This is a genomic window from Mesorhizobium loti CJ3sym (genome assembly GCF_000472785.1).
Taxonomy (GTDB): domain Bacteria; phylum Pseudomonadota; class Alphaproteobacteria; order Rhizobiales; family Rhizobiaceae; genus Mesorhizobium; species Mesorhizobium loti_E.
Genome location: NZ_AXAL01000019.1, coordinates 26,700 through 43,191, shown reverse-complemented (window position 1 = coordinate 43,191; position 16,492 = coordinate 26,700). Strand labels below are relative to the sequence as shown.

General features: G+C 64.5%; 22 protein-coding genes. 21 read left to right on the top strand and 1 reads right to left on the bottom strand.

The genetic code is table 11. The annotated features are described in order from the left end of the window. Nucleotides 1–48 precede the first annotated feature (48 nt). Entirely contained in the window at nucleotides 49–1,086 is a 1,038-nt protein-coding gene (locus A3A9_RS0124345) for a DUF7146 domain-containing protein (protein WP_027061113.1), read from the top strand. 343 nt (nucleotides 1,087–1,429) lie between these two features. Then, entirely contained in the window at nucleotides 1,430–2,362 is a 933-nt protein-coding gene (locus A3A9_RS0124340; protein ID WP_027061112.1) for a DUF2493 domain-containing protein, read from the top strand. Nucleotides 2,363–2,414: 52 nt separating this feature from the next. On the opposite strand, the gene A3A9_RS0124335 is transcribed toward A3A9_RS0124340, so the two are convergent. Beyond that, nucleotides 2,415–2,624, bottom strand: a complete 210-nt coding sequence (locus A3A9_RS0124335; protein WP_027061111.1) for a hypothetical protein — start codon at nucleotides 2,622–2,624, stop codon at nucleotides 2,415–2,417. 296 nt (nucleotides 2,625–2,920) lie between these two features. On the opposite strand from A3A9_RS0124335, the gene A3A9_RS45305 reads away from it, so the two are divergent. The 19 genes from A3A9_RS45305 to A3A9_RS0124245 all read left to right on the top strand — a co-directional run bounded on the left by A3A9_RS45305 (nucleotide 2,921) and on the right by A3A9_RS0124245 (nucleotide 16,488). Then, complete coding sequence (locus tag A3A9_RS45305) at nucleotides 2,921–3,088, top strand: hypothetical protein (RefSeq protein ID WP_202596406.1); 168 nt, start codon at nucleotides 2,921–2,923, stop codon at nucleotides 3,086–3,088. 139 nt (nucleotides 3,089–3,227) lie between these two features. After that, entirely contained in the window at nucleotides 3,228–3,668 is a 441-nt protein-coding gene (locus A3A9_RS0124325) for a hypothetical protein (protein WP_027061110.1), read from the top strand. Nucleotides 3,669–4,256: 588 nt separating this feature from the next. Further along, nucleotides 4,257–4,580 carry a DUF736 domain-containing protein gene (locus tag A3A9_RS0124315; RefSeq protein WP_027061109.1) on the top strand — a complete coding sequence of 108 codons (324 nt, stop codon included), beginning with the start codon at nucleotides 4,257–4,259 and terminating at the stop codon, nucleotides 4,578–4,580. Between the two features lie 190 nt (nucleotides 4,581–4,770). Further along, a complete protein-coding gene (locus A3A9_RS0124310; protein ID WP_027061108.1) occupies nucleotides 4,771–5,025 on the top strand; it encodes a helix-turn-helix domain-containing protein in 255 nt (84 codons plus the stop codon). A 131-nt stretch (nucleotides 5,026–5,156) separates the two neighbouring features. Beyond that, complete coding sequence (locus A3A9_RS0124305) at nucleotides 5,157–5,420, top strand: DNA -binding domain-containing protein (protein WP_027061107.1); 264 nt, start codon at nucleotides 5,157–5,159, stop codon at nucleotides 5,418–5,420. Between the two features lie 120 nt (nucleotides 5,421–5,540). Further along, the gene (locus A3A9_RS44215; RefSeq protein ID WP_152536167.1) at nucleotides 5,541–5,867 is read left to right on the top strand and encodes a transcriptional regulator domain-containing protein; all 327 of its coding nucleotides are present in this window, start codon (nucleotides 5,541–5,543) and stop codon (nucleotides 5,865–5,867) included. Next, nucleotides 5,809–6,318, top strand: a complete 510-nt coding sequence (locus A3A9_RS0124300) for a DUF2285 domain-containing protein (protein ID WP_063827791.1) — start codon at nucleotides 5,809–5,811, stop codon at nucleotides 6,316–6,318. The genes A3A9_RS44215 and A3A9_RS0124300 overlap by 59 nt, the downstream gene beginning before the upstream one ends. Nucleotides 6,319–6,456: 138 nt before the next feature. Then, nucleotides 6,457–6,738 (top strand): helix-turn-helix transcriptional regulator, encoded by a 282-nt coding sequence (locus A3A9_RS0124295; protein WP_027061105.1) that lies wholly within the window; start codon nucleotides 6,457–6,459, stop codon nucleotides 6,736–6,738. Between the two features lie 20 nt (nucleotides 6,739–6,758). Continuing rightward, a complete protein-coding gene (locus A3A9_RS41280; protein WP_152536166.1) occupies nucleotides 6,759–7,901 on the top strand; it encodes a replication initiator protein A in 1,143 nt (380 codons plus the stop codon). After that, the gene (parA, locus tag A3A9_RS0124285) at nucleotides 7,898–8,533 is read left to right on the top strand and encodes a ParA family partition ATPase (protein ID WP_027061104.1); all 636 of its coding nucleotides are present in this window, start codon (nucleotides 7,898–7,900) and stop codon (nucleotides 8,531–8,533) included. The genes A3A9_RS41280 and parA overlap by 4 nt, the downstream gene beginning before the upstream one ends. Further along, a complete protein-coding gene (locus A3A9_RS0124280; protein ID WP_027061103.1) occupies nucleotides 8,530–8,784 on the top strand; it encodes a hypothetical protein in 255 nt (84 codons plus the stop codon). The genes parA and A3A9_RS0124280 overlap by 4 nt, the downstream gene beginning before the upstream one ends. Then, the gene (locus tag A3A9_RS0124275) at nucleotides 8,781–9,299 is read left to right on the top strand and encodes a DUF2840 domain-containing protein (protein ID WP_082222203.1); all 519 of its coding nucleotides are present in this window, start codon (nucleotides 8,781–8,783) and stop codon (nucleotides 9,297–9,299) included. Before A3A9_RS0124280 ends, A3A9_RS0124275 begins: the two co-directional genes overlap by 4 nt. After that, on the top strand, nucleotides 9,296–9,841 hold the full coding sequence (locus tag A3A9_RS0124270) for a S26 family signal peptidase (RefSeq protein WP_027061101.1): 546 nt from the start codon (nucleotides 9,296–9,298) through the stop codon (nucleotides 9,839–9,841). The genes A3A9_RS0124275 and A3A9_RS0124270 overlap by 4 nt, the downstream gene beginning before the upstream one ends. A 43-nt stretch (nucleotides 9,842–9,884) precedes the next feature. Continuing rightward, nucleotides 9,885–10,223 carry a DUF736 domain-containing protein gene (locus A3A9_RS0124265; RefSeq protein ID WP_027061100.1) on the top strand — a complete coding sequence of 113 codons (339 nt, stop codon included), beginning with the start codon at nucleotides 9,885–9,887 and terminating at the stop codon, nucleotides 10,221–10,223. A 4-nt stretch (nucleotides 10,224–10,227) separates the two neighbouring features. Further along, nucleotides 10,228–10,995, top strand: a complete 768-nt coding sequence (locus A3A9_RS0124260) for a lytic transglycosylase domain-containing protein (RefSeq protein WP_027061099.1) — start codon at nucleotides 10,228–10,230, stop codon at nucleotides 10,993–10,995. After that, nucleotides 10,992–11,249: a hypothetical protein gene (locus A3A9_RS44210; protein WP_152536165.1), complete on the top strand. Its 258-nt coding sequence runs from the start codon at nucleotides 10,992–10,994 to the stop codon at nucleotides 11,247–11,249. The genes A3A9_RS0124260 and A3A9_RS44210 overlap by 4 nt, the downstream gene beginning before the upstream one ends. Next, nucleotides 11,246–13,018, top strand: coding sequence for a relaxase/mobilization nuclease domain-containing protein (locus tag A3A9_RS0124255; protein WP_027061098.1), 1,773 nt, complete (start codon nucleotides 11,246–11,248; stop codon nucleotides 13,016–13,018). The genes A3A9_RS44210 and A3A9_RS0124255 overlap by 4 nt, the downstream gene beginning before the upstream one ends. Nucleotides 13,019–13,356: 338 nt before the next feature. Next, nucleotides 13,357–14,130 (top strand): HAD-IIA family hydrolase, encoded by a 774-nt coding sequence (locus tag A3A9_RS0124250; RefSeq protein ID WP_027061097.1) that lies wholly within the window; start codon nucleotides 13,357–13,359, stop codon nucleotides 14,128–14,130. 366 nt (nucleotides 14,131–14,496) lie between these two features. Beyond that, nucleotides 14,497–16,488: a conjugal transfer protein TraG gene (locus A3A9_RS0124245; protein WP_027061096.1), complete on the top strand. Its 1,992-nt coding sequence runs from the start codon at nucleotides 14,497–14,499 to the stop codon at nucleotides 16,486–16,488. Nucleotides 16,489–16,492 lie beyond the last annotated feature (4 nt).

Genomic DNA, 16,492 nt, shown 5'->3' with positions numbered 1-16,492 from the left:
GACTGGCCCGCCGGCAACGGCGGGCCTTTCTTTTTGAAGGAGGTCACCATGCGCGAACCGCCGCATGCACTGGCACGCCGCCTTGCCGACAGGGCCGAGGCGGTCTGCCGGCTTTATCTCTCCAATGGCCGGCGCCAGGGGAACTATTGGACCGTCGGCGATGTGCGCAATACGCCGGGTCGTTCCATGTTCGTCCGTCTTGCAGACTCCGCAAGAGGTTCTGCCGGGCGCTGGACCGACGCCGCAACTGGCGAGCATGGCGATCTGCTGGACGTGGTGCGCGAGGCGCTTGGGCTCAAAACCTTCGGAGATGTCGCTAAGGAAGCCCGGGCCTTCCTCGGCCTGTCCCATGAAGCAGCACCTCCGGTGTCTGCAGCCTCTCAGCGCGCACGCTCCCCGGCCGGGTCGACGGGGGCCGCCCGCCAGCTGTTTGGCATGTCGCAGCCGATCATCGGAACCATCGTGGAAGCGTATCTCCGTGGACGCGGCATTACGACTTTGCACGGAACCGGATCACTGCGGTTTCATCCGCGCTGCTACTACCGCCCTGACGATCATCGACCGACGGAAACCTGGCCCGCCATGATCGCCGCCGTCACCGATCTGGATGGGCGGCTGACAGGCGCGCACCGGACCTGGCTTGCACCGGACGGTCTTGGCAAGGCACCCGTCGACACGCCGCGACGGGCAATGGGCGACCTTCTTGGCAACGCCGTTCGCTTCGGCGCACCCGGCAGCGTCATGGCAGCGGGCGAAGGCATCGAGACGACCCTTTCGCTCAGATGCGCCCTGCCCGACATGGCGATGGCGGCAGCTCTCTCGGCCGCCCATCTCGCCGCCATCCTGTTCCCGCCGACCCTGGAACGGCTCTATGTCATCCGCGACAATGATCCGGCCGGTGACGGTGCCCGCGACAGTCTGATGGAGCGGGCCACTAGCGCCGGAATCGAGGCGATCGCGCTGTCACCGGCGATGGAGGACTTTAACGACGATCTCCGCCATTTCGGGTTGGACGCACTCCGCAAATCGATCGCGGATCAGCTCATGCGCAGGGACCGCTTCCGCTATCTGAACCGGGCGGCATGAGCCGGCGGGGGGAAGCGCGCGGCGCACGCCCCCGACGACCTCGCAGGGATGCGGGTCCGCCGGTCGAGAGCCGCGACCCGGCCTTCTAGAGGGCGATCGGGCCCACAAGCGGCCCGGCCAGGCAATGGCGGCGACCGACTATTTTCCGGCGGCGGGAGATTGCTGGCGAAAGCCAGCGACGAGGCGCCACGCCTTTCCATCGCGAGCCAAAATAGCCGGCCGTCGCCATCCTCCGCTACCGCTCCGGCCCTCCGCTGCGCTCCGGGTGCCGGGCCGTCCCGCCTGTGGGCTTTCGTCGCCATGAAGGCCGCGGGGGTCGCGGTCAAACCGACGGGAGCATCCCATGCGCGAGCACGACGACACCGAACCACACCACGCCGCATCCCCAACCGACCACGTCCTGACCGAACTTCAGCTCTATGGCTGGCGCCCCTTCGCCGACGAGCCCGATCCGCGACCACTTCCCAATGGCGAACAAGTGGCCGGCGCCGTGGCCGACATCTTCGACGCCGTCATCGCCACGCTGGCCGACACGCGCCTCGAACCCGATCTCGACGACCTGCTCTGGAGCATCACCAATGTCTTCCACCGCGCCGTGCTGCGGATCGAGCGGCAACTTGATGACAACGAGCAGTTCCAGCGTCGCCTGCAGCGGGAACAGGACGGCACCGAGATCAAGGCGGTGGAACTGGAGAACCTCACCGCCCAGGGCCAGACCATGATCGAACGGCGCAACGCTTTCGAGCTTATGCGCGACCAGTCCGCCGAACACTACGAGCAGCACACCGGCTCAAGTTGGCGTCCGCGCACCGGCTCGATAGTCAACCACCGCCATCTCACCGCCGCGATGATCGACAGCCGCGATTTCCTCGCCGCGCGGAGCAAGGCCGACACCGAAGTGATGCTGCCGGCAGGTCCAAAGATCGCCGTGACCGGCGGCCTCGACTTCAACGACCACAACTTGATCTGGGACGTGCTCGACAAGGTCCATGCCAAGCACCCCGACATGGTGCTGGTCCACGGCAAATCGCCCCGAGGCGCCGAACTGATCGCCGCGAAATGGGCCGACACTCGCAAGGTTCCCCAGATCGGCTTCGCCCCGGACTGGGACAAGCACGGCCGGGCCGCGCCGTTCAAACGCAACGATGCGATGCTAGACATCCTGCCGATCGGCGTCATCGTCTTCCCGGGCACCGGCATCCAGGACAATCTCGCAGACAAGGCGAGGAAGCTCGGCATCAAGTCCCACGACTTCCGCAAGAAGGACGGCGCGTGAGCGCCGCTGTATTTCCGCAAAGCCGTATCACATTTCCACTGAAAACCTGCTTTCAGTCAGCTTTTCCCGTCACCGCGATACGGGCAGCGCGTGCATAGTGCTCCAGTTCCACATCGCCATCGATCAGCTGATCCAACAGCGCTTTCATTTCGCTTTGATCCGATGCTGACTGAAACGGCCCCGGGTGTCGCGCGATCGCCAGCACTGCGATGGCCAACGCCTTCTGCACCAGGTGCAGATCACGATCCTTGAATTCTGCCATCACACCAATCCTCCAGAACGATCCGACCGACCATACCCCGCGCCGATTGCAGAAGGGCAATGGGCTTCAGGGCTCGTGACAACGGCTCCTGGGCAAGGGAACACCACCCCCGCTTCCAAATAGCGCTGATCCTTGGTCCGGCCCATGGCCTGACGCCATCAACCCGTAAAGGGTCCGCTACGCGAGCGTGCGGCCTTGAGGCTTCGCCCCTGCGGTGATTGCGGCCATGGACCGGACACATCGGGCGCCTGTCGCGCGGGGGATGGTCTCCCGCCTCCAAAACAGGAGCCGGAACAATGTCACTCAACGACGCTCACGCCTTCGCCTTCAGCCTCGCCGCAACCCTCATGGTCAATATCATCATCTTTCAGGCCGGCGACGGCAGCCTCGGCGTCATGCCCGCCAGTGAATACGACGGCGATACGGCCGCCATCGTCCACGAGTTCGATCCTTTCGCCCCCTGACGGGGCAGCCTCGCCGCGGGAGCGAAAGTCCTGCCGGATTTCCGCTCCCACCGCCGCTCATCTTCGGCTATGCTTCAAACTGCGCCGTGGTGGTTGTGGAGGCGCGACCGTCAGACCTTTTCTCACGGAGACCACCACCATGATCTTCCTCGGCATCCTCCTTTGCATCGCCGGCATCGGATTCCTTTGCTGGCTCCTGTTCACGCTCGCTGTCTACGCGCTTCCGTTCTTCGTAGGCGTGACTACGGGCGTGTGGGCCTACGGCACCGGAGCCGGTCCGATCGGCGCGTTCATCGTCGGCATCGCCACCGCTGGCGCGACGCTCGCGGTCGGCCACTTCACCTTCACATTCGTTCGCCCGGTCTGGGCTCGTCTTGCGGTCGCGCTCCTCTTTGCCGCACCAGCATCGGTCGCCGGCTATCACGCGACACATGGTCTTGCGACGCTCGCTGTGCCGTCCGTGGGCTGGCAAATCGCTTTCTCGATCGTGGGCGCGATCACCGTAGGCATTGCCGCTTGGGTTCGGTTGCTGGCTGTGGCACCGCCCGAGCTAGCCATGCGAGGCGTCGCTCGCGACTAGGCGCCATCCGGAGCTTGAGGGCCAGGACGGCGAGGATCACTACCAAGCCGCTCCTCGCAGCGTCAGGGTCACGGACAGAGCGTTGAAGCCCAAAGGGTTCCCACCCCACGGCACAGATCCGAGCAGTACCCCGTCTGGCATTGACCGCCATGACGACCTCGAGCGGCTGTCGATCGCAGATGCAATGGCGGTCCTCTCCCTGGGAGGCTCATTCCGCTGACATCGCGGATATGGTCGAAAGGCGGGCTGAGCGCTGTAGAGCAGCGCCGGTTATTCGAAGTGAACGTCGGTCGCCACGTTCTCGCTTGAGGTCCTCTGACAGGTCGACCGCTCCAAAACGGCCTCATCAATGGCCTGATCTGACCGAAGGTCGGCTACGCCTCGACCGCCTATGCGGCAATGGCGCCGATCGACTTTCTTCCCCTGCCGGCTGTGCCGTCATTCCTCGCGAGACAACAAAGTCGCCTGGCTGCCATCCTCCGCTGACGCTGCGGTCGCAAGCGATGCCGCGTCGATCGCCTCCGGCCTGCCGATCGCCATCGAGGCCGCAATGGTGCGGGCTCGAAGCAGAGATCAAGGAGAACTACCATGGCGACCATCGGCACCTTCAAAAAGTCCGGCAACGAATTCACCGGCGAAATCGTCACCCTGAGCCTTCAGACCAAGAACGTCCGCATCGTCCCCGAGAGCCGCCAGGTCGGCGAGAACGCCCCAAGCCACCGCGTCTTCGTGGGCCGCGCCGAGATCGGCGCCGCCTGGTCCAAAACCTCCAACGAGGGCCGCGACTACCTCGGCCTCAAGCTCGATGACCCGAGCTTCAACGCTCCGATCTACGCCAACCTCTTCGACGACGAGGAAGGCGAAGGCTTCAGCCTCATCTGGTCCCGCCCCAGCCGCCGCAACGGCGACTGAGCCGCCTGAGCAACGCCCCGCCCGGACACACCGGGCGGGGCCAAGCCCTTTCCGGGCGACCGAATCAGTTCGGGCTTAATTCCCCAAGGCCAGCTCCGCGCGGCACTTTTCTCTCGCTATATCACCAAAGAACGACTATTTTAGCCGTAGTTCTGGCGTGCGCATTTAGGTCTGTAGGAGGTGGTCATGCATGATCACCGCCCGACAGACGCGGGCCGCGCGCGCGTTGCTTGGTTGGACGCAGGAGACGCTCGCTGAGAAGGCCCTGGTATCGCTGACCGCGTTGAAGCGCCTTGAGTCCGAGAACGACTTCAAGGTGTACGAGACGACACGCGATCAGGTGCGCCGGACCCTTGAGAACAGCGGTATCGTCTTTCTGTCCTCCGACCAAGGGGAAGGAGTGATGCTTGTTCGTGCGAAGATCGATTCCCCCGGTTCGTCCTAGCCTCTCACGGACCGGCGCGGCGATGCGCCGTGCGCATCACCTGATGCCTTCGTGCACTCGCGCGTTCACCTGCCAGCCGATACTGCTAACAATGATGCAGACGCTGCGATGACTGGCTGCGGGAGATCGGCGTGACACAAGAAGCGTTTCTGGACCGGCCACCAGAGAGCCAAGAGATCACCAGGTACGATCGCGAGCACATGAAGCTGTATATTCGCCTGCTTGACGCGGCGGCGGACGGTGCCGACTGGCACGAGGCGGTCTCGATCCTCTTTGGTTTAGCTGCTGACCTCGAACCCGAACGAGCCCGCCGCGTCTACGACGCCCATCTTGCCCGCGCACGCTGGATGACAGAGCACGGCTACCGCAAGCTTGTCCGCGAGGGCCGTCACTAACTCGACCGCGATGCGGCGCCCGCATCGCGCGTTGTCCACGCGAGGGCTTCCCGAGGTCTTTCCATCCGGCAATCGTGTCGCTCCCAGCATGTACGAGACATGCACGCCTGGAGGACACTGATGCGGCCGGACACATCACAGTGGCGATCCTCGTCGACGTACGACTATCTCGACGACCTCGTCGCCGCGGATCTCGCCTGGGAATGGTTGCGCCGCAACGCCGACTATCAGCGCGACTACGCTGAATCTGAACGTCCCGACGCGCACCGTGAGCGCCTGATGAACATGGTGCGAATGCGCTGGGGGCTTCGATTTCTCTGTCGACCCGACTTTCAGTGCCATCAAGACAACGGTGTTTTGGGTGCCGGAATCCGATCCGGGCACCATCATGCTCACGGCGATCCCGCCATTGCCATTGCCGGGCTTGGAAGGCTTTGCGCCACCTGATCTCGATCTCGGCAACGCGCAGTTAGGCCCGGAGGGGCTGAGCATTGTGCACGGCAAGGGTGCCGCAGCCATCCGCCTTCTGGTGCTTGGCGATGCGCGGCTCGATAAGCCGCTGGCGGCCCTTGTTCCGCTTGACGCCGACGGTCTCGATCGCATCGAGGCCGTGACGCGGCTCTGGCGCGCACTGCATAGCCGTCGCGTTTTCCCCGATGCCCGCCTGACGGCACAGCAACGCCGAAGGCTGCGCCACATGCTGCAGGCCGTCGACGGCAGCATGAACGGCGCGAGCTACCGCGAGATCGCAAACGTCATCTACGGCGCGCCGCGCGTCGCAGCAGATTCCTGGAAGACCTCGGCGCTTCGAGACAGCACCATAGACCTCGTCAAGGACGGCCGCGCCATGATCGCCGGCGGCTACCGCAAGCTTCTGCGCCATCGCCGCAAGTCCTGACACGCTTCGCGGCAACGACTGGGGTGCGAATTTAGCTCACCCTTCTTCGCCATCCCCCCTCGCGGCGCCTCTCCGCCACCGTGGCCTTCGTCCGCCGCTGATCGCCAGCGGCCTCAATGAACCCACGGAGGCCCGATCATGTCCGCCAACCTCACCGGCTTGCCGCCACGCTTTCTGCGTACTCCCGAAGCTGCTCGATTCCTGGGTCTGTCCGGCCGCACCCTGGAGAAACACCGGACCTACGGGACCGGCCCATCCTATCGAAAGCTCGGCGGGCGCGTCGTCTACGCGATCGACGACCTGCAGGCCTGGGCAGACCGGGGCGCCGTTACTTCGACCTCCGATCCCCGCGGCACTGTTCTCCCCGCAAAGCGCCATGAGGCCGTGACGCCCGTCGTTGCCAGCCGTCACGCCCGCTGACCGTCGCGCCGGTTTCCTCAATGCCGGTGCGCCGTCGCCCCCTGTCGGAACGCGGACAACTCGAACTGTTCCGTGCGCGCGGCAGGGATCTCGCACCCCGAGACACGCAGGATCTCATGGCCTATCCGTTCTTCAGCCTCTCCAAATCCCATCGGATACAGCCCATCGACTTCTCCGCCGGGGACGTTGTCATCCGCGTCGAAGCCGTCCCCGAACACGGCATGGCAACCATATGGGACGCCGATATCCTGATCTGGGCAGCCAGCCAGATCGTCGAGGCGCGCGACGCCGGACTGCGCACGTCGCGTCTCATGGCGGCGACGCCCTACGAAATTCTCACCTTCATCGGACGCGGCGTCGGCGCGCGCGACTACCAGCGCCTGAAGGCGGCGCTCGATCGCCTGCAATCGACAACGGTGGCGACGACGATCCGCCAGCCCGCGCAGGGTCGTCGGCACCGCTTCTCCTGGATCAACGAGTGGGTCGAGCGCAGGGATCGGCGCGGGCGTCCCGCCGGCATCGAGCTGATCGTCCCCGACTGGTTCTACCAGGCGGTCCTCGACGATGCCCTCGTGCTCACCATCGACCGCGACTACTTTTCGCTGACGGGCGGGCTCGACCGCTGGCTCTATCGGCTCGTGCGCAAGCATGGCGGACGACAGCGCGCTGGCTGGCGCTTCGACTTCCGCCATCTCTACCTGAAGTCCGGTAGCCTCTCACCCTTCAAGCGGTTTGCCTTCGAGCTGCGCGACATCGTCAGACGCCAGCCGCTGCCCGGGTACACCCTGTTCATCGAGGTCGAAATCAGCGGCCGGCTTCTGCTCTCCTTTGAGCCGTCTCCTCAAGGAAGACCTGTGGACGGCCTCGTGCTATCGGGAACCCGCACTATCGTGCCATCGGGAACCCGAGGCTCGTGCTATCGGGAACCCAAACCGGGGTTAACCGACTGCACGGCAAGCGAAAATCGCGCCCTTAACTTAGAATCTAACACAGAATCTAACTCTTATGGCGCGCGCGGCATCGTCAAGAGCCCTGTCGACGACGGCAATCGCGACGAAACACAGACGCTTCAGCCCCCGATCTTCCCGCACACGTCTTTCAGTAGATCCGGCGTTCCTACACCTGAACTTCCCCTCGAACCTAAGCCGCGAGGGGCAAAATGATCGTAACGCTCCTCAATCAGAAAGGCGGTGTCGGCAAGACGACGCTGGCGCTGCATCTCGCCGGGCAATGGGCCAGGACGGGAAAGCGCATCACGCTGATCGATGCCGACCCGCAGGGCTCGGCTCTCGATTGGTCGCAGCAGCGCGCCTTGGAAGGTCTGCCCCGGCTGTTCGGGGTTGTCGGGCTGGCGCGCGATACACTGCATCGCGAGGCGCCCGAACTGGCCCGTGGTGCCGATCATATCGTCATCGACGGGCCGCCCCGTGTCGCCGCGCTGATGCGCTCGGCGCTGCTCGCGGCCGATCTTGCGCTTGTGCCGGTTCAGCCGTCTCCCTTCGATGGCTGGGCGTCGGCCGAGATGCTGGCGCTGATCCGGGAGGCGCGGATCTACCGCCCCCAACTTGTCGCTCGGTTCGTACTCAATCGTTGCGCGCGTACCGTCATCGCCCGCGAAACGGCCGAGACCCTGGCCGATCACGATCCGCCGGTGCTCGCAGCGACCATCGGCCAGCGCGTCGCCTTCGCCGATGCCGCACAATCGGGCCGCCTCGTCTTTGAGACAGACAAGGATAGCCCGGCTTCACGCGAGATTGCGGCCTTCGCGGCCGAAGTTGGAAGGATCGCGCCATGAATGGGCGATCCCCGAAGCGCGGCTTCATCGCCCGTCCCGTCACCGCCGAGGACTGGATCAAGGAATCCAGGATAGCGCCGGGTCGAAGCAGTGACGGCTCCGGCTTCACCGCCCGGCTGACGATCGACGTCACACCCGAACTGCGCAGTCGCATCAAGATCGTCGCCTTCCAGCGCGGCCAGACCGTCGCCGACATGCTGCGCGACCTGCTCGCCCGCGAATTTCCCGGGAGCCAAGGAGACACTCCGTGACCCGAAACCAGACGCCTCGTATGCGCGGCGGCCGACCGCCCGACGTTGCCACACCATCCACAACCCTCGTAGAGCTGACCTGGATCGAGAAGCGGATCGAGCACTGGATCAGGTTCGGTCGCAAGGTTCACGAGCGGGTTCTCGACCAGCGCCACCGCGTCGTCGGCTTTGCGCCCAACACGACCTTCGCCTTCGTCCGCTGGGCGGCGAACGACTTCGGCACGATCATCTCGCGCATCGACATCCTGCGCGCGGTTCGTGACGGCGAGCCGTTCCAGACGCTGCCCTTCGTCAGACCAGGCGGCGACATCCTGCTGAAAGTCGACCGCTGGCCGAAGGTCGAGCGCGTGCTGCAGGCCATCGACGCCATCGAGGCGCTCGGCATCGATCCCGTCGATGTCGCGCCCGACCATTGGCGGCATGTTCACAACCGTCTGAAGGCCGACCAGGAGCCACGCCCGTACACCCGCGAGCGGCATGACGCCTGGCTCCAGCGTAGCAGGACCGAACGATGACGCGCTTTGGCTACATCATGACGACATATTTCGCGGTGCTCGCGATCGGTGGGCTGTCATTCATCCATATCGCCCCGAAGCTGGTCTGGAACGCGTCAGCCAGTACGCCGATCGGTCTCTACAGCATCCTCCCCGCGGGCAGGCTCGAAGTCACCGATCTGGCCGCCGTCGATCCGCCCGAACCGCTGGCGAGCTTCCTCGCCGATGGCGGCTACCTGCCGCGAGGCGTGCTGTTGATGAAGCGCGTCGTGGGCCTTCCCGGACAGGAAGTCTGTCGCGACGGCGTCACTATCACCGTCGATGGCATCGCGATGGGTACGGCGCTCGAACGCGACCGGCTCGGCCGACCGCTGCCGGTCTGGCAGGGCTGCCGTCGCATCGCCAGCAGCGAACTCTTCCTCATGAACTGGGATGTTCGCGACAGCCTCGATGGGCGCTACTTCGGGCCGATTCAGGCGAGTTCAATCATCGGCCGCGCCACGCCGCTCTGGACCGACGAGGGCCGGACCGGGCGCTTCGAATGGCGCGCCCCAACCCACTGATCAAGCTTGAACCTTCAACTCCCACTGCAGAAAGAAGCGCAAAATGCCACAGATTGGAAAGTTCACCCGCACGAAGTCCGGATACTCCGGCCACCTCCGCACGCTCACTCTTGACGTGCAACTCGCCCTGGTTTCGGCCGAGCCGTCGGAGGCCGAGAACGCGCCGGATTATCGCATCCACATCGGCGAGGACGGCGACGGACTAGAGGTCGGTGCTGGCTGGAAGCGCACCGGAGAGAAGGCCGGCGAGTACGTCTCACTGCTGTTCGACGATCCAGTCTTCACGCAGCCGATCAGGGCCAGCCTGTTCCGATCCGACGCCGATAGTGCGTCATGGTCGCTTCACTGGAGCCGTCCGTCCAAGCGCGGCGAGCGGGAGTGACGCCATGGCGATCACTCACGACCGCTCCACCGCCGGCCTTCCCAAGGTCGCCCGCCGCGGCGCGTTCCTCCTCCTTTCCGGCTTTCTCTCGATCCCCGCTTTGCCCCCCGCGGCCGCCGCAGAGAATGCACCAATCGAACGACAGGCTGCCGGCGACCCCTACGCGGGCATCATCGCCGAGGCGTCGCAGCGGTTCAGCATTCCGAGGAGTTGGATACGCGCCGTCATGCGCGCCGAAAGCAGCGAGGACGTCCGCGCGATCTCACCGGCCGGAGCCATGGGGTTGATGCAGATCATGCCCGGCACGTGGGCTGATCTTCGTCTTCGTCACCGTCTCGGCAGAGATCCCTACAGTCCGCGCGACAACATCCTGGCGGGCGCGGCATATCTGCGCGAGATGCACGACCGCTACGGTTCGCCGGGCTTCCTCGCCGCCTACAATGCTGGCCCCGGCCGCTACGAGGAATATCTCGCTGGACGCCGTGCGCTGCCAGCCGAAACGCGCGCCTACGTCGCTGCACTCGCGCCTCTTGTCGGAGGCGGAAAAATCGATCGCCCTTTCGTCGTAACCGGGGCCGTCGAGCGCAATGACTGGACGCGCGCACCGCTGTTCTCTGCCCAGTCCAAGCAAACGCCGGCTGTCGATCCTTTGCAGCGTGATGGCCAAACCGATCACGTTCCGGCGGCAACTCCGGTGCACGATCTCTCCGCCATCTCGCCCGTTTCCGATGGCTTGTTCATCGCCCGTCCCGGCTCTGGAAGCCCACGATGACGAGTTTCGCAGGATCGCGCGAACCGGCGTGGAATGGCGGGGGCTGGAGGGAATTGCACGAGTGGCGAGGAAACACGACCTTAGGACGGCAAGATAAAAGAGGCTCGCCGGCCGTCATCCAAGCCATTGATATGGCTTGTCTTTCGGCGTGCCTGTCGGTCGGGGCGCGTGCCGCGCTTGAGGATTTTGCCAACGAATTCAACGTGGTTTCCGGCACTGCGCGGCTAACGCCGCTGTTGGCAGGGCCGCCATGACGGAGGGCGACAGCGACTTTCGCGTCCGGCTAGGACGCATCCGCGGCACCCGCGCGTCGAAGGCGAAGAGCTTCGTCAACCAGGTACTGCGGGCCGCCAAGCGCGCCGGCCATACCGATGGCGCGTTCAGCTCGGCGCCGAGGGCCGGTCGTTCGCCCGTTCTGGGCCGCTCCAGCTTCGGGCGCGGCCGGATCAACTTCAGCCGAAACCGGCTCTTCTCCTCCAACCGACGTGTCGTCGTCGCGGCGCGGATTGCCCGGCATTCGGGCAAGGCGTTTCGCTCCGCCCCCTTGTCCGCACATCTGTCCTATCTGAAGCGCGACGGCGTGACCCGCGACGGCGAGAAGGCAGTGATGTTCGACGCCGGCAGCGACCGCGCCAATGACGTAGCCTTCGCCGAGCGATCCAAGGACGACCGCCACCATTTCCGCTTCATCGTCTCGCCCGAGGACGCCGGCGAGATGACGGACTTGCGCGCCTTCACGCGCGACCTTGCGAAGCAGATGGAAGCCGACCTCGGATCCCGGCTCGACTGGGTCGCCGTCAATCACTGGAACACCGATAACCCCCACGTCCATCTGCTGGTGCGTGGGGTCGACGACACCGGCGCGGACCTCGTGATCTCGCGCGACTATATCAGCCGTGGCCTGCGCTCCCGCGCCGAGGAGTTGGTCTCGATCGAAATCGGGCCGCGGCCCGAGCACGAAATCCGCAACGCGCTGGAGAAGGAGATCACCGCCGAGCGCTGGACGCGGCTCGATGTGGAGATCCGCATCGCCGCTGACGAGACGGGGTACATCGACCTGCGCCCTGAGGCGACCGGCCCCGCCCATCCCGAAATCCGCCGCCTGATGATCGGCCGGGTCCAGCATCTGGAGAAGATGGGCCTCGCGACCCCGGCCGGCCCCGACGAATGGATGGTCGGTCTAGAAGCCGAACGCTCGCTCCGCGACCTCGGCATGCGCGGCGACATCATCAAGACGATGCATCGCGCATTCACCGAGCGGGGCCAGGATCGTGGCGTCGCCGACTATGTGATCGACGCGGGCGCGACAGGCGCACTCATCGTCGGTCGGCTGGTGGACAAGGGCCTTCAGAATGAATTGACCGGCGAAGCCTACGCCGTGATCGACGGCACCGATGGTCGCGCACACCATGTCCGCTTCCGCGGCATGGAAGCGTTCGAGCACGCGCCACCAATCGGTGGCATCGTCGAGGTGCGTCGCTTTGGCGGACCAGAGGACGAACGGCCGACCCTCGTGCTCGCCAATCGCTCGGACGTCGACCTGAACCGCCAGATCACCGCGCCGGGCGCGACATGGCTGGATCATCGCCTTGTCGAGCGCGAGCCGATGCCGCTCTCGATGGGCGGTTTTGGCCGCGAGGTGCGCGACGCCATGACAGGCCGTGCAGACCATCTCACCGAGGAGGGCCTCGCCCGACGACAAGGCCAGCGCATCATCCTGCAGCGCGATCTCCTCAATACCCTTAGCCGCCGCGAGTTGGGCGCCACCGCGACGCGGCTTACGGCCGAAACGGGCCTGCCTCACATGAAGGCGGTCGCCGGCGAGCATGTCGCTGGAGTCTATCGCCGGCGCCTCACGCTCACATCCGGCCGCTTCGCGATGATCGACAACGGCCTCGGCTTCCAGCTCGTTCCGTGGTCGCCGCCACTCGAGAAGAAACTCGGTCAGAGCATCGCCGGCATTGCCAAGGATGGAGGCGACATCGAATGGAGCTTTGGCCGGAAACGTGGGCTTGGATTGTAGTTTGCAACGCTGCGAAGCATGAACCCCACCATTCACTGTCGCCAGTGGAACGGACCCTTCAAGAGTGCTGGATGGCGGGCGTTGGCCGATCGCGGTCTGTCTTTCGCCGACACAGCGCATGTGCGCAAGCGTCCACGCAACGGCTGCGACCGGCGACCGGATTATGTTGCCGACCCTTCTTCACGCTGCGACGTCCTATCACCGCACGAGGGATTGGGTACTCTTCCCCCACCGTTCTCAATGAGTATTTTGCCCGCACTCTCGCGAATTACCACGCGCGTGACACAGCACATGGTCAAGCCGCGCATTCACCCAAAGACATGGAGGATTGAGATACGATGATCACAGCGCACCTTCTCGACATGGACGGGGTTTTGGTCCGCGGCGGCCAACCGATTGAAGGCTCGATCGACTATGTCGCCGCCTTGGTTGCCACTGGCAAGCCGTTTCAAATCTTCACTAACAACTCTCGCTTTACGCCGGAAGATCATGCCGAGCGTCTCCGAGCGGTTGGCTTCCCCGTAACCCCTGAACACATCTACACTTCGGCACTGGCTACCGCGCGGTTCGTCGAATTGCAAAAGCCCGGGTCATCCGCCTATGTCATCGGCGACCACGGGCTGGTCGAGGCTCTGCGGCGTGCAGGCTGCCGAATCACGGAGTATGGGCCGGATTTCGTGGTCCTCGGCGACACCACTTCGTACCACTACGAACAGATCGCCACTGGCGCCGAGCTGGTGGCAAAGGGAGCGTGGTTTCTTGCCACGAATCCGGATGCGACCGGCCCGACAGAGCGCGGATTCCATCCGGCCTGCGGCTCGGTTGCAGCACTGATCGAGAAGGCTACCGGCCGCCAGCCCTACTTCGTTGGGAAGCCGAACCCATTCATGATGCGAAGCGCGCTCGACCGGCTCGGAGTTAGTGCGGCCGATACTATTCTGGTCGGTGACAGGATGGATACGGACATGGTCGCCGGATTGGAATCGGGCCTGAAGACAGCGCTTGTACTTACTGGTGTGAGCACGCGGGCTGACATGGAGCGGTTTCCATTCAGACCGGATCACGTGATCGAGCGCCTCGCCGATCTTAGCATGGTCATCGGGATGGAATGAAACTCCCAAGGGAGAGCGCGGGACGGCTGCCGCCACCCAAGCCACGAAAGAACACAACGGCGAAATGTCCGGCCGTGAGAGATAGGCGCTCACGACTTCTCGTCGACGCGGAAGGTCGCCATGCCGATTTTCGTGACGAACGAGACGTCGATCGACTAACAAACGGCACACTTCATAAGTGCGAGCGCTCCACTGCCTTCGCCGGCGGATGACGAAACTAGGGCCGCCCGCCGGCGCCGCCCGCCTCCTCTTTCTCCTGTATATGTTCTCTAGTGTCGCCGGGACTGCGACCAGCGAAGATGACGCCTTGCAATCCTCAGCGCTGACCACCGACCTTGATGGCATTTGCTGTCGAGGAACCTGCTATTGACCGCCACGAAAATCCTCTGGGGCCAGATCACTGTCGTCTTCCTGATCGTGATCGCCACGACCTGGGCGGCTACGCAGTGGACGGCATGGAAGCTCGGATTCCAGCCACAGCTCGGCGCGTCATGGTTCGAGCTGGCTGGCATCCCGTTCTATTATCCGCCGAGCTTCTTCTGGTGGTGGTACTCCTACGACGCCTACGCGCCGCCCATCTTCGTCGAGGGCGCCTATATCGCAGCTTCCGGCGGCTTCATCTCAATCGCCGTGGCGATCGGCATGTCGGTCTGGCGGGCGCGCGAGGCAAAGAACGTCGAAACCTACGGCTCGGCGCGCTGGGCGACCCCAAACGAGGTCAAGTCCGCCGGGCTGCTCGGCCCTGACGGCGTGGTGCTCGGCAAGCTCGATCGCGACTATCTCCGCCACGACGGACCCGAGCATGTGCTGTGCTTCGCGCCGACCCGATCCGGCAAGGGCGTCGGCCTCGTCGTGCCATCGCTTCTCACTTGGCCGGGCTCAGCCATCGTCCACGATATCAAAGGTGAAAACTGGCAGCTGACGTCAGGCTTTCGCGCCAAGCACGGGCGGGTGTTCCTTTTCGATCCCACGAACACGAAGTCCTCCGCCTACAATCCGCTGCTTGAAGTGCGGCGCGGCGAGTGGGAGGTGCGCGACGTCCAGAATGTCGCCGACGTGCTGGTCGATCCTGAGGGTTCGCTCGAGAAGCGGAACCATTGGGAGAAGACCAGCCACTCTCTGCTCGTCGGCGCGATATTGCATGTGCTCTACGCCGAGCCCGACAAGACGCTGGCCGGCGTCGCCGGATTCCTGTCGGATCCCAAACGGCCGATCGAGACCACGCTGGCGGCAATGATGACGACGCCGCATCTCGGATTGGCCGGTCCGCATCCCGTCGTCGCCTCGACGGCGCGCGAGCTCTTGAACAAATCCGACAACGAGCGGTCTGGCGTGCTCTCCACCGCGATGTCGTTTCTTGGCCTCTATCGTGATCCCGTCGTCGCCCAGGTGACGCGCCGCTGCGACTGGCGCATCGCCGACATCGTCGCCGACCCGAGGCCAGCGACCCTCTACCTCGTCGTGCCGCCCTCCGACATTTCGCGCACCAAGCCGCTCATCCGCCTGGTCCTCAATCAGATCGGCCGGCGCCTGACCGAAGATCTTCATGCGAAGGACCGACGTCACCGTGTCCTGATGATGCTCGACGAGTTTCCAGCACTCGGCCGGCTGGATTTCTTCGAGAGCGCTTTGGCGTTTATGGCGGGCTACGGTCTAAAGGCCTTCCTCATCGCGCAATCGCTCAATCAGATCGAGAAGGCCTACGGCGCCAACAACTCGATCCTCGACAACTGCCATGTCCGGGTGAGCTTCGCGACCAATGACGAGAGGACAGCCAGACGCGTTTCGGACGCTCTCGGTACCGCCACCGAGATGAAAGCGATGAAGAACTATGCCGGGCACCGCCTGTCGCCTTGGCTCGGCCATCTGATGGTCTCGCGATCCGAGACGGCGCGGCCCCTGCTCACCCCTGGTGAGGTAATGCAACTCCCGCCCAGCGACGAGATCGTCATGGTTGCCGGTACCCCGCCAATCCGTGCAAAAAAGGCTCGTTACTATGAGGACGAGCGATTCCAGGAGCGCGTCCTACCGCCTCCCGATCTGGCAAAGAATGTCCGGTCAGAACGCAAGGACAACTGGCCGGCGCTTGCCCCGCAGAAGCCTTCACCAATGCTCCTGGCAGAAGCGGACAAGGCTGAACAGGACGCGGCCAATGGCGGCCTGCGCCGCGAACCCGAGCTGCCGGATCACGTCGCCATCGCCAGGGAGACCAGCGGACTGGGGTCGCAGGAAGAGTTCGCCATCATCGAAGACGACGAACCTGAAGACACCGCCCGACAAGGCCGCATCCTGCGCCAGCAGATGCGCGGGGTCGCCCGCCAGGTCGCCCTAGATCCCAACGACGGCATCGAGATGTGAGGCT

Excerpts from the sequence above, each read along its gene's own strand:
- A3A9_RS0124345 (WP_027061113.1), top strand. The coding sequence starts at position 49 with ATGCGCGAACCGCCGCATGCACTGGCACGCCGCCTTGCCGACAGGGCC.
- A3A9_RS0124340 (WP_027061112.1), top strand. The coding sequence starts at position 1,430 with ATGCGCGAGCACGACGACACCGAACCACACCACGCCGCATCCCCAACC.
- A3A9_RS0124335 (WP_027061111.1), bottom strand. The coding sequence starts at position 2,624 with ATGGCAGAATTCAAGGATCGTGATCTGCACCTGGTGCAGAAGGCGTTG.
- A3A9_RS45305 (WP_202596406.1), top strand. The coding sequence starts at position 2,921 with ATGTCACTCAACGACGCTCACGCCTTCGCCTTCAGCCTCGCCGCAACC.
- A3A9_RS0124325 (WP_027061110.1), top strand. The coding sequence starts at position 3,228 with ATGATCTTCCTCGGCATCCTCCTTTGCATCGCCGGCATCGGATTCCTT.
- A3A9_RS0124315 (WP_027061109.1), top strand. The coding sequence starts at position 4,257 with ATGGCGACCATCGGCACCTTCAAAAAGTCCGGCAACGAATTCACCGGC.
- A3A9_RS0124310 (WP_027061108.1), top strand. The coding sequence starts at position 4,771 with ATGATCACCGCCCGACAGACGCGGGCCGCGCGCGCGTTGCTTGGTTGG.
- A3A9_RS44215 (WP_152536167.1), top strand. The coding sequence starts at position 5,541 with ATGCGGCCGGACACATCACAGTGGCGATCCTCGTCGACGTACGACTAT.
- A3A9_RS0124300 (WP_063827791.1), top strand. The coding sequence starts at position 5,809 with ATGCTCACGGCGATCCCGCCATTGCCATTGCCGGGCTTGGAAGGCTTT.
- A3A9_RS0124295 (WP_027061105.1), top strand. The coding sequence starts at position 6,457 with ATGTCCGCCAACCTCACCGGCTTGCCGCCACGCTTTCTGCGTACTCCC.
- A3A9_RS41280 (WP_152536166.1), top strand. The coding sequence starts at position 6,759 with ATGCCGGTGCGCCGTCGCCCCCTGTCGGAACGCGGACAACTCGAACTG.
- parA (WP_027061104.1), top strand. The coding sequence starts at position 7,898 with ATGATCGTAACGCTCCTCAATCAGAAAGGCGGTGTCGGCAAGACGACG.
- A3A9_RS0124280 (WP_027061103.1), top strand. The coding sequence starts at position 8,530 with ATGAATGGGCGATCCCCGAAGCGCGGCTTCATCGCCCGTCCCGTCACC.
- A3A9_RS0124270 (WP_027061101.1), top strand. The coding sequence starts at position 9,296 with ATGACGCGCTTTGGCTACATCATGACGACATATTTCGCGGTGCTCGCG.
- A3A9_RS0124265 (WP_027061100.1), top strand. The coding sequence starts at position 9,885 with ATGCCACAGATTGGAAAGTTCACCCGCACGAAGTCCGGATACTCCGGC.
- A3A9_RS0124260 (WP_027061099.1), top strand. The coding sequence starts at position 10,228 with ATGGCGATCACTCACGACCGCTCCACCGCCGGCCTTCCCAAGGTCGCC.
- A3A9_RS44210 (WP_152536165.1), top strand. The coding sequence starts at position 10,992 with ATGACGAGTTTCGCAGGATCGCGCGAACCGGCGTGGAATGGCGGGGGC.
- A3A9_RS0124255 (WP_027061098.1), top strand. The coding sequence starts at position 11,246 with ATGACGGAGGGCGACAGCGACTTTCGCGTCCGGCTAGGACGCATCCGC.
- A3A9_RS0124250 (WP_027061097.1), top strand. The coding sequence starts at position 13,357 with ATGATCACAGCGCACCTTCTCGACATGGACGGGGTTTTGGTCCGCGGC.